The sequence below is a fragment of the Streptomyces actinomycinicus genome (assembly GCF_016741775.1).
GTDB lineage: Bacteria > Actinomycetota > Actinomycetes > Streptomycetales > Streptomycetaceae > Streptomyces > Streptomyces actinomycinicus.
Window position 1 is genome coordinate 310,457 of the sequence record NZ_JAERRK010000007.1, and the last position, 10,850, is coordinate 321,306.

Genomic DNA, 10,850 nt, shown 5'->3' on the forward strand with positions numbered 1-10,850 from the left:
GCGCATCAGGTGACGCCGGCGCCATCGTCCTCTTCCGCCCGCTGATCTCCCGTCCGGGTCGGCGGGGTCGTGAGGTGGTCGAGGACGTTGGTGAGCTGGAGCATGCGCTCGAGCGTCGGCGGCCGGTTGTCCAGGTGCAGGCCGGCGCCGATGGCGCTGGTCCGACGGTGGATCATCAGCAGGGCGGTCAGCCCGGAGGAATCGATGAAGGTCATCTTGCCGAAGTCCAAGTGGACGTCCCTGAAGGGCGGGTGACCGGCCGACAGCTGTTCGCTGACCTCGCTGAGCAGTTCGTCGCTGGTCTCGTGGTCGAGTTCACCGCCGATGAGCACGGTCAGCGTGGTGGCCTCGCAGCGGACGGTGAGACTGAATTCGGTGGGCGGCAGGCTGCTCATGCGCGGGCGCCGGGGACCGGGCGGACGGCGTACTCGGACAGGGCGGTGGAGCCCAGCTCGATCGTCTTCAGGGTGCGGGGGAAGTCGTGGAGCTGGCCGGCCAGGACGTCGAGGCCGCTCAGCAGCGAGTGGGCGGGGACGTTGCGAGCGGTGAGTATGTCGGCCGTCCAGGTCAGGAAGCCTGCGAACAGGCCGGGGTCATCGACGTAGAGGGCGGTGGTCAGGAAGTCGACCGTGTGGGCGATGTCCTCGGCCGTGCGCTCGAGCTGGGCGTCGCTGTACGTGCGCATGGCGGGGAAACGGCCCTCCAGGTCCACGAGTGTCTGCTTGACCAACTGCGGCCGTGACCGGGCGACCCACGTGTACTCCTGGTCGGCCAGGTGCGGCAGGTCGTCCACCGCGTGCCGGATCGCCGAAGTGTCCGGCCGCGGGATGCCCTGGTCCAGCACGGCCACCGCCGCCCGCGCGTCGGCCGCCCACCGGTCGGCACGCAGCTTCTTCGCGTACCGGCCGCCGGGGCCGAAGGCCCGCCCGCCGGCCAGGACGGGGACTCCGATGGCCTGGCAGGCGGTGATGGTGGCGTGTGCCGTCGGCAGATGGGTGGGCAGCGACCCGGACAACAGGACCGCGGCCGGGTTGGTCAGGTGCAGATGAGCGACCAGGTGCGGGGTGGGGGTCTGGGCGCCCAGGTAGTCCACGCGCCAGCCGTGCAGGGTGAGGACCTCGGCCACCAGCCGGGCGGGCAGCGCATGCCATTCTCCGTCCACGCAGCTCACCACCACGCGACCCCGGTGGCCGGTGTTCCGGCGGCTGTCCGGACGGTGGGCCAGGGAGGCGATGACCCGCTCGTTGATGGCGGTGGCGGCATGCTCCTGGGCGACGGTGATACGGTCCGCGGCCCATTCGACGCCGACTCTTTCCTGAACGGGTGCGATCACATCGAGCAGCAGTGCTTCCTCGCTCGTTCCCTCGGCCAGTGCGTCGTGCACGACCCTGGCGGCGCCGTGTTCGTCGCCGTCGGACACGGCTTGCCACAACCGTTCCACCACAGCGGTCGTCGCGACGGGCTCACTCACTCGATCTGCTCCTCCCGGGCCGTCCGCCGCCCTGTCCGTCGGCGACGGTCGGCGCGCCGGCTTTCGGGGCGCTGATCGCCACGACGGCCATGTCGTCGTGCCTCCCGCCGCTCAGCCACTGAGCGGCGATCATCTGCACCCGCTCTACCACCGCTTCGGCCGGCATGCGCACGCACTCGGCCAGCGCTCGCTTGAGGCGCTCCTCGCCGAACAGCTCGTCGACCAGCGGTCCGCCGCGGGCCTCGGTGATGCCGTCGGTGTAGAGCAGGCACGTCTCCCCCGGCGCGAGTTCCGTCTCGACGGTGCGGGCCGCGACGGCCGGCAGGGCGCCCACCAGGGTGCCTTTGGTGGCGGCCTCCTCCACGGCGCCGTCGTTGCGGACGATGAGCGGTGGCATGTGCCCGGCGCTGGTCAGCCGAAGTCGCACGCGGTCGGCCCGGCGGCGCACCGACGCCAGTACCAAGGTGGCGAAGCGGGCGTGGCGGGAGGTGAGCAGCGCTCCGTTGAGGAGGTTGAGGACGTGCTCGTGGTTCTCGGCCAGTGGCAGCAGGGCATGCAGGGTGTTGCGGATCTTGCCGGTCATGACCGCCGCGTCCAGGCCCTTGCCCGCCACGTCCCCCAGTACGACGAGCGTCTCCTGGGAGGGGCCGGTGCCGGGGTGGACGTCGTAGAAGTCCCCGCCGACCCGCTCGTGGTCCCGTGACGCCCGGTAGCTTCCGGCGTACTCCACACCGTGCACCCTGTGCAGCGCCGGCGGCAGCAGGTCCTGCATCAGCGTGGCGGTGATCGTGGCCTGCTCGGTGTACAGGCGGGCGGCGGACAGGGCCGCGCCTGCGCGGGCGGCGAACAGGCGGGCGAAGACCTCCTCCCCCTCGGTGAAGGCCTGCTCGGTGCTTGAACGCAGCAGGATCAACGCCCCGGCGGGCACGCCGTGCCCGGGCAGGGGGGCGACGATCACGGATCCGATGGGTCCGGCGAAGCCCTCCGGGAGCACCCAGTCCGGGATGTCCGCGGGATTGATCCAGCGGGCCGGCACGGGCGGGAAGCCCTGAAGGGCCTCCGCCAGCCCTGGCACTCCGGCAACGTCGACCTGCCGGGTGGTCTGGACGACGGGAGCACCCTGGCGCGCGAACGTCAGCGGGCAGCGCCGGCCCTGAGGCGGCGCGACGAGTACGGCGGCTTCGGCGAGATGCTCCGCGGCCATGGCAGCGGCCACCTCCATGCAGCGCGGCACGTTCAGAGTGGACAGCAGCGTGCTGGACACCGCGGAGAGCACCTCCGAGCGCCGCCGCACATCGCTGAGGGCGGTCTCGGCGAGGCGGCGGTCGGTGTCGTCGACCAGCCACCACATCACGTCGCCGTCGGCACCGACGGTGGGGTGCGCCTCGAAGAAGCGGTCTCCGATGTTTCCGCGCAGGGCTCGGGTCACAGTGCTCGGAGGAGCGGTCTCGACTATCTGCTGGTGGGCGTCGGCGAGCCAGGCCGGGACCTGCTCGTGCAAGCGGACGCCGCTCGCGGCGCCCGGCAGGATCGGCCGGGCGGCGTCGTTGGCGCGCACGAGACGGCCGTGCCGGTCGACGACCAGCACGGGATAAGGGGCCTCAGCCCATGTCGTGTCGGTCTTCAGACCGACACCGGGCGGACTGGCGGACGAGCCGCGGGAAGAAGCCACAAACGGAGGCACGCACGCTGCGCACCTCACCACCTTCCTGCCATGGGAAACAGATGTCCTCCAGCAACCGTCCCGCATCGCCTCGGACCGTTGCAAGCCACTCGTGGAAGACACACACGAACGCCACAAACGCCCCGGTGGCGGATCTGGCGGAGGAGCCGCGTCTCGACCGCTCCGTCGGCGGTCCCGCACACCAGGACCGGTCCTCGGCCGCGCGTCGGCGGTCCCGCACCAGGACCGGTCCTCGACCGCGCCGTCGGCAGGTCCGGCCGAGGGGTCAGTCCTCGACCGGCAGTTCCCACGGGCAGGGTCCGGTCCCGGAGTGCCACGCGCGGAGCATCTCGGCGTCCACGCACACTATTCCGCACTGCCGCGCGTACTCGACGGCGGGTGCCGTGAAGTCGCCGGTGGTGACGAGGACGGCGATGTCGGCCTCGTGGACGGTGAAGCAGGTGCCGCCGAAGCGCTGCAGATCCTGGGAACCGACCTTGTTGCCCTCGCCGTACCGCTTGCACTGGACGACGAGGCGGTGTCCGTTCGGTGCCACCGCCGTGACGTCGGCACCCAGGTCGCCGGCGCCGCCCACCACTTCGACGTCCGCGCAGCCGTCGCGGGCGCACAGGTCGGCTATCGCCTGCTCGAACTCGTCGGGTTCCAGGGCGGCGTAGTCCGTTACGCCCGGGTCGCAAGCCGTCTCGAGGACGAGCGTCTCCTCCGCAGGAGCGACGCCGGCCGTCGGGACCGGGACGGCCGCCTCCGCCGGGACGGCTGCCTCCGCCAGAGCGGCAGCGTGCGCCGGGGCGGCGGCCGGCGTCTCCTCGAGTGCGCCGGCCGCCCTCTCGGCCGCCTCCTCAAGTGCGTCGGCGGTGCGCCGCACGAGTCTGCGTGCCGACCAGCGCCGTCGCCCGCGGTGACAGGCGAGTGCGCCAGCGGTGCCGAGGAGAAGCAGGGTCACCGCCCAGGCGGGACGGCGCTCGGCGGCGGCCGCAGCGGTGCGGGCGAGCACTCCTCCGAGCACCACGAGGAGGGCGAGAAGGACGAAGAACAGGGCGGTCCTGCGCAGATCGAAGCGACGGTGGCGGGGGCGCACGGGGCGCACGGGGTGCAGCGGGCGGGTGGGTGCGGTCACGGTGGTGGTTCCTCCCGGGCGGTCCTCGACGAAGATCACTCAGGCGTGTGCCCCGGGTGGGGCGGTTCATCGTGGTGCGGACCCCTGTGGTCGGCCGGCAGTGGCCGGACAGCAGGGTGTCAGGCCACCCGCAAGCTCCCCGCGGCGCGTTCGCGGGCCTGCCGCGGGGCGCGTTCGCGGGCCTGCCGCGGGGCGCGTTCGCGGGCCTGCCGCGGGGCGCGTTCGCGGGCCTGCCGCGGGGCGCGTTCGCGGGCCTGCCGCGGGGCGCGTTCGCGGGCCTGCTGCCGAGGGGCGTACGCGGGCCTGCCGCGCGGTGAAGGGCGGTGAGGCAGCGGCAGCTGGTCCGGTTTCCGTCCAGCTGCTGCACAGTACGCTGAGGCGGCGCTACGGTCACCGGGGCGAGGTTCACGCAAGGGGGCGCAGATGCTGGAAGCGGCGTTGACGGCTTTGGCGGCGGCGGGCGGTACCGCGGTTGTGCAGGCGGCGGGCACGGACGCCTGGGACGGGGTCAAAGCGAGGGTGGCCCGGCTGTTGGGCCGCGGGGACCAGAACCGGGAGCAGGCGGAACTGGAACGCCTGGATCAGGCCGCGAGCACGCTCCAGGCGGCGGGTGCGGACGAGGGCGAGCTGGTGCGGGCCCGTCAGGAGTCGTCCTGGCAGACCCGTTTCGAGGCTCTGCTGGAGAACCTCGCCGGCGAGGAACGCGGCCGGGCCGCGGCTCAGCTACGGGCTCTGGTCGAGGAACGGACCGGTGCGGTCACCGAGGTGTCGGCGGGTGATGGCGGGGTTGCCGTCGGCGGGAACGTGAACATTCGCGCCGAGCACGCGGGGGTGGCCGCCTGGACGATGGGAGACGTGAGCGTAAACCCTCCTTCGCCGAGTCCGCGTCGGGGCTGAGCGCACTCGGTACCAGCAGGCCCCCGCAGATCACCGCCCGCACCGCTGTCCATGCCGACCGACAGGGGATGGCGATCGGCCACGTCGACCAGGTCGCGCACTACGCCGTGCCGCGGCAGCCCGCCCCATGGCCGCACCAGGTCGGGGTCGTCCCGCCCCGAGCACGGTCCTTTCAGCACCGGCCCGAGGGAGAGCGACTGCGAGCGGCGTCGAGGGGCGGCTCTCCAGCGGTGCAGTGTCAGGTGCTCGTCGGCACGGGCGGGGTGGGCAAGACCCAGCTGGCCGCCGACTACGCGAATGCCTTCTGGGAGGACTGCACGCTGGACGTGCTGGTGTGGATCACCGCGTCCACCCGCTCCGCGGCCGTGACCGGGTACGCGCAAGCCGGTGTCGAGCTGGTCTGTGCCGACCCCGCCGACCCGGAGCAAGCCGCACGGCAGTTCCTGGCCTGGCTCACGCCCAAGGGTGCTGCCCGGCCCTGCAGGTGGTTGGTGGTGCTGGACGACGTGGCCGATCCTGCGGACCTCCACGAGTTGTGGCCGCCCACCGTTGCGAACGGCCACACGGTGATCACCACCCGCAGAAGGGACGCAGCCGTGGCAGGCCGGGGCCGCCTCGTGGAGGTCGGCGTATTCACCGAGGCGGAAGCCCTCGCCTATCTCACCGACACGCTGGCCGTCCACGCCCGGACGGAACTCGTCGACCAGCTGGCGGCTCTGGCTCACGACCTCGGACATCTGCCCCTGGCTCTCTCACAGGCCGCCGCCTATCTGACCGACTCCGGCCTCGGCTGCGCCGCGTACCGCCGCGAACTGGCAGACCGGACACGCGCACTCGCCGACCTGCTGCCTGAACCCGGCGCCCTGCCCGACGACCAGCCGACCCCCGTCACGGCCGCCTGGTCCATGTCCATCGACCGTGCCGAGAGCCTTCGCCCCGCCGGGCTGGCCCGCCCCATGCTGGAGCTGGCCTCGATGCTCGATCCGAACGGTGTCCCCGCGTCCGTCCTGACCAGCCCGCCCGCGCTCCACCACCTCACCTCGTGCCGTGCGGACGCCGGAACTCGGCGGTCAACGGGGCCACGGCAGGGGATCGACCACGCCGAGGTCACCGTGGAAGAGGCCGAAATGGCGCTGCGCGTGCTGCACCGCCTCAGCCTGGCCGACCACACACCCGGAACGCCGCACCAGGCGGCGCGTGTTCATCAGCTGATCCAGCGCACCGTGCGCGACCAGGTACCCGTCACTCGCCGCGCCGCACTGGTCCGCATCGCAGCCGATGCCCTCACCGCGGCCTGGCCGGGCCTCGAGCGGGACACCGGCCACGCTCAGGCACTGCGCGCCAACGCGGCCGCCCTCGCCGAGCACGCCGGGGAAGCCCTGTACCGGCCCGACACGCACGTGGTGCTGTACCGCGCCGGCACCAGCCTCGGTCAGACCGGACAGGTCACTGCCGCTCGCGACTACTACCGGAACCTCACCGGGACGACCCGCCGCTACCTCGGCGCCGACCATCCCGACACCCTGCGCAGTCGCAGTCAGCTCGCCTGGTGGCAGGGGGAAGCGGGTGACGCGGCCGGCGCCGCCGCCGCATTCGCCGAGCTGCTGCAGGACCAGCTCCGCGTGCTCGAACCCGACCACCCTGACACGCTCCGTACGCGGCACAACCTCGCCGAATGGCGGGGAGAGGCGGGTGACGCGGCGGGTGCCACCACCGCTTTCGCGGAACTGCTGCGGGACCAGCTGCGCGCACTCGGGCCCGAACACCCCGACACTTTCACCACCCGGCACAACCTCGCCTGGTGGCGAGGACGGCTGGGCGACCCGGCCGGCGCCGCCGCCGCGTTCTGCGAACTGCTGCAGGACCAGCTCCGCGTGCTGGGACGCTGGCACCCCCATACTCTCCGTACCCGCAACAACCTTGCCTGGTGGCGGGGAGAGACGGGCGATGCGGCCGGCGCGGTGGCGGAATTCGCCGACATCCTGCAGGACCGGCGCCGCATGCTGGGACCGTTGCATCCCGACACCCTCCGTACCCGGCACAACCTCGCATGGTGGCGAGGACGGCTGGGCGACCCGGCCGGCGCCGCCGCCGCTTTCGCCGACATCTTGCGGGACCGGCTTCGCGTGCTCGGGCCCGACCACCCGGACACGCTTCGCACGCGAGGCCACCTGGCCTGGTGGCGAGGGGAGACGGGCGACGTGGCCGGCGCCGCCGCAGCAACCGCCGAGCTGCTCGAGGACCAACTCCGCGTGCTGGGGCCCGACCACCCCCATACCCTCCGTACGCGCGGCCAGCTCGCCCGGTGGCGAGGGGAGACGGGCGACGTGGCCGGCGCGGTCGCGGCGACGGCCGAGCTGCTGCAGGACCAACTTCGTGTCCTCGGAGCCGACCACGCGGACACCCTTGTCACCGTTCAGAACCTCGCCCGCTGGCAGAGGGACGGGGGCCACGCGGCTTCCGCCGATGGCGGGCGGTGAGGAGGGGGGCGTTCCCGGATCCGAACGCCTGTGCCTTCGCTCACACCGGCAAGGGCCGCATTTCCGTAACCCAACTCGTGGGTAATGTAACGGCGTTGTGGTCCACAACTTCTATCCACGGAGGACATCGTGTCCGGATCCGTCATCCTGGCCGGGGCCCGTACCCCCACCGGTCGCCTGCTCGGGGCTCTGAAGGACTTCTCCGGGGTCCAGCTCGGCGGCATCGCGATCAAGGCGGCCCTGGAGAAGGCGGGGGTGGCGCCCGAGCAGGTGGAGTACACGATCATGGGACAGGTGCTCACCGCGGGCGCCGGTCAGATCCCGGCCCGCCAGGCCGCGGTGGCCGCCGGCATCCCGATGAGCGTCCCGGCGCTGACCGTCAACAAGGTGTGCCTCTCCGGGATCGACTCGATCGCGCTGGCCGACCAGCTGATCAGGGCCGGTGAGTTCGACCTGGTCGTGGCGGGCGGTCAGGAGTCCATGTCGCAGGCACCGCACGTGCTGCCCAAGTCGCGTGCGGGTTTCAAGTCCGGTGACGTGCCGCTGATCGACCACATGGTCCACGACGGCCTGTTCTGCCCCTTCGACCAGCTGGGCATGGGTGTCTCGACCGAGAAGTACAACAGCCGCTACGCCGGCCTGACCCGGGAGAAGCAGGACGCCTTCGCCGCGGCCTCGCACCAGCGGGCCGCCGCCGCGGCGGCGGCCGGGCGATTCGCCGAGGAGATGGCGCCGGTGACGGTACCGCAGCGCAAGGGCGACCCGGTGGTGTGCGACACCGACGAGGGCGTGCGTCCGGACACCACGGCCGAGGTGCTGGGGAAGCTGCGTCCCGTGTACAGCGCCGACGGCACCATCACGGCGGGGACGGCGTCGCAGATCTCCGACGGCGCCGCGGCCGTGGTGGTGGCGAGCAAGGCCAAGGCCGAGGAGCTGGGCCTGTCCTGGATCGCCGAGATCGGCGCTCACGGCGTGGTGGCCGGACCGGACGGAAGCCTGCACGAGCAGCCGTCGAACGCGATCAGGGCGGCACTGGCCAAGGCCAAGCTGGAGCCGACCGACCTGGACCTGGTGGAGATCAACGAGGCGTTCTCGGCCGTCGGTATCGTCTCCACCGAGCAGTTGGGCATCAGCCCGGACATCGTCAACGTCGACGGCGGAGCCATCGCGCTCGGCCACCCGATCGGGGCCTCCGGTGCCCGGCTCGTCGTCCACCTGGCCTATGAACTGCGCCGCCGCGGCGGCGGGCTCGGCGCGGCGGCCCTGTGCGGCGGCGGGGGTCAGGGCGACGCCCTGCTGATCCGCGTACCGTCCGCCTGACGTTCGGTCTGAGCGGCCCTACCGCGAAGCGGGGACGAGCCGGAGGAACGACGCGGTCCCCCGGGCGGCGGCGCGTAGCCGCCTCGCCCGGGGGGCCGTCCGCGAACGCCCCGCAGGCGCAGCCGCGCCGCACCCCGTGCCGGCCGCCGGGGTCCACGCGCGGCCGGCCTTCGGCCCGCAGCCGCAGCCACAAACGCAGCCACCCCACGACAACGGCCACGGCCACGGCCACCGCCACCGCCACCGCCACCGCCACCGCCACCGCCACCGCCACCGCCACCGCCACAGCCACAGCCACAGCCACAGCCACAGCCACAGCCACAGCCACAGCCACAGCCACAGCCACAGCCACAAACGCAGCCGCGGCGCACCGGTTCCCGGCGGTTCAGGACTCCTTGGAGCGTGGGATCACTGGGTCGGTGTGACCCGGTTCTGAGCCGTCTGTGTCGCCGTCGGCGTCGGCTCGGGCTTCGGTCGCAGCGCCCTGAGCATCGTGCACACCACGGCCGCGCACAGGACGTTCACGGCGATCGCGGCGACATAGACGTGATGGAAGGACGAGATGCTTCCGGGTGTCGCGCCCGACGCCATGATCGAGGCGAAGCCGGCGACGCCGACCGCACCGCCGACCTGGCGCACGGTCAGGGTCATGCCGAGGCCGCCCGCGAACTTGAGCGGAGGCACCGTCCCGGCCGCCAGCGACGACAGGCAGGTGATGGCGAGGCCGAGGCCGCCACCGCCGAGGATCGCGGCCGGCAGCCAGCCGCCCAGGAAGTTGGGTGTGGACCCGAAGAGGTCGGACGCCCAGATGGCGTTGCTGCCCGTGAAGGACAGCGCGCCCAGGACCGTCACCTTCACCTGCGTGGCCGGTCGGGTGAGCCGTCCGGCGATCAGTGAGCCGGCCATCGAGGAGACGGCTCCGACGCTCAGGGCACCGGCGGTCTTGAGCACCGACCAGTGCCAGATGTCGGCGGCGAACAGCGGAGCGGCCAGCATCCACGCGAACATCGTCATGTTGAGCAGGGCGAGGCCCAGGTTGGCGGTGCGGAAGACGGGGCTGCGCCACACCGTCATCTCCAGGGCCGGCGCCGGGTGCGTGCGCGACCGCAGCACGGTCAGGACGACGAGCGCCAGCCCGGCCAGCCCGAGTCCGATGGTGCGGACGTCCGCCCAGCCCCAGGTGTCCGCCTCGGTGAGCGCGCTCACCACACCGCCGATGCCCAGGGCGAGCGCGATGCTGCCCACCGCGTCCGGCAGCCTGGCCCCGGTGCCGCGCAGCCCCTGCCTCGGCAGCGTCACCACGGCGGCGATCAGCATCGCGCCGCACAGCGGGAGGTTGATGTAGAACACCGAGCGCCAGCCGAAGGCGTCCAGCAGGAGTCCGCCGGCGGCCGGTCCGATGACGGCGGAGAAGCCCGCCACCGCGGACCAGGTGCCGATCGCCCGGGGGATGCGCTCCCGCGGTGTCGTGGCGAGGATCAGGCCGAGCGCCGCGGGGATCATGCCGCCGGCCGCCGCGCCCTGGACGACCCGCGCCCCGATGAGCCACCAGATGGACGGCGCCACGGCGCAGACGAGCGAGGCGGCTGTGAAGGCAGCCAGGGACCAGACGAAAACGGTGCGCCGGCCGACGCTGTCGGCGACCCTTCCGGCGGGCGTGAGCACGGCCGCCAGCAGGATCGTGTAGCCGCTGAGGACCCACGTCGTGGTGTTGAGCGACGTGCCCGGGAAGTCGTCCAGGATGTCCGGAAAGGCGATGCTGATGATCGAGAGGTCGAGGAAGGCCATGAAACTCGCGCCGCTGCACAGCGCCAGGACGCGGGCCGGACTGACCTCCTTCGTCGTGCGTGTGTGCTCGGCCGACTCGTCGGACATGCCGGT

Annotated in this window: 9 protein-coding genes; 4 read left to right on the top strand and 5 right to left on the bottom strand. The window is 72.6% G+C overall.

Annotated elements, in window-relative coordinates:
* Nucleotides 1-5 precede the first annotated feature (5 nt).
* The 4 genes from JK359_RS17310 to JK359_RS17325 form a co-directional block, all read right to left on the bottom strand.
* A complete protein-coding gene (locus tag JK359_RS17310; RefSeq protein WP_201836503.1) occupies nt 6-395 on the bottom strand; it encodes an STAS domain-containing protein in 390 nt (129 codons plus the stop codon).
* The gene (locus JK359_RS17315) at nt 392-1,471 is read right to left on the bottom strand and encodes a cobalamin B12-binding domain-containing protein (RefSeq protein WP_201836505.1); all 1,080 of its coding nucleotides are present in this window, start codon (nt 1,469-1,471) and stop codon (nt 392-394) included. The genes JK359_RS17310 and JK359_RS17315 overlap by 4 nt, the downstream gene beginning before the upstream one ends.
* Nucleotides 1,464-3,143, bottom strand: a complete 1,680-nt coding sequence (locus tag JK359_RS17320) for a SpoIIE family protein phosphatase (RefSeq protein ID WP_372445418.1) — start codon at nt 3,141-3,143, stop codon at nt 1,464-1,466. Before JK359_RS17320 ends, JK359_RS17315 begins: the two co-directional genes overlap by 8 nt.
* Before the next feature lie 277 nt (nt 3,144-3,420).
* Nucleotides 3,421-4,272: a restriction endonuclease gene (locus JK359_RS17325; protein WP_307788150.1), complete on the bottom strand. Its 852-nt coding sequence runs from the start codon at nt 4,270-4,272 to the stop codon at nt 3,421-3,423.
* A gap of 71 nt (nt 4,273-4,343) precedes the next feature.
* On the opposite strand from JK359_RS17325, the gene JK359_RS17330 reads away from it, so the two are divergent.
* The 4 genes from JK359_RS17330 (at nt 4,344) to JK359_RS17345 (ending at nt 8,969) form a co-directional block, all read left to right on the top strand.
* Nucleotides 4,344-4,589 carry a hypothetical protein gene (locus JK359_RS17330; RefSeq protein WP_201836509.1) on the top strand — a complete coding sequence of 82 codons (246 nt, stop codon included), beginning with the start codon at nt 4,344-4,346 and terminating at the stop codon, nt 4,587-4,589.
* Nucleotides 4,590-4,695: 106 nt separating this feature from the next.
* Entirely contained in the window at nt 4,696-5,169 is a 474-nt protein-coding gene (locus JK359_RS17335) for a hypothetical protein (protein ID WP_201836511.1), read from the top strand.
* A 230-nt stretch (nt 5,170-5,399) separates the two neighbouring features.
* A complete protein-coding gene (locus JK359_RS17340) occupies nt 5,400-7,649 on the top strand; it encodes a tetratricopeptide repeat protein (protein WP_307788151.1) in 2,250 nt (749 codons plus the stop codon).
* A 129-nt stretch (nt 7,650-7,778) separates the two neighbouring features.
* Nucleotides 7,779-8,969 (top strand): acetyl-CoA C-acetyltransferase, encoded by a 1,191-nt coding sequence (locus tag JK359_RS17345; RefSeq protein ID WP_201836515.1) that lies wholly within the window; start codon nt 7,779-7,781, stop codon nt 8,967-8,969.
* 408 nt (nt 8,970-9,377) lie between these two features.
* Here the strand turns inward: JK359_RS17345 and JK359_RS17350 are convergent, their stop codons facing one another.
* Nucleotides 9,378-10,844, bottom strand: coding sequence for an MFS transporter (locus JK359_RS17350; protein ID WP_201836516.1), 1,467 nt, complete (start codon nt 10,842-10,844; stop codon nt 9,378-9,380).
* Nucleotides 10,845-10,850: the final 6 nt, after the last annotated feature.

Coding starts and splice junctions, on each gene's coding strand:
- JK359_RS17310 (WP_201836503.1), bottom strand. CDS start 395: ATGAGCAGCCTGCCGCCCACCGAATTCAGTCTCACCGTCCGCTGCGAG.
- JK359_RS17335 (WP_201836511.1), top strand. CDS start 4,696: ATGCTGGAAGCGGCGTTGACGGCTTTGGCGGCGGCGGGCGGTACCGCG.
- JK359_RS17350 (WP_201836516.1), bottom strand. CDS start 10,844: ATGTCCGACGAGTCGGCCGAGCACACACGCACGACGAAGGAGGTCAGT.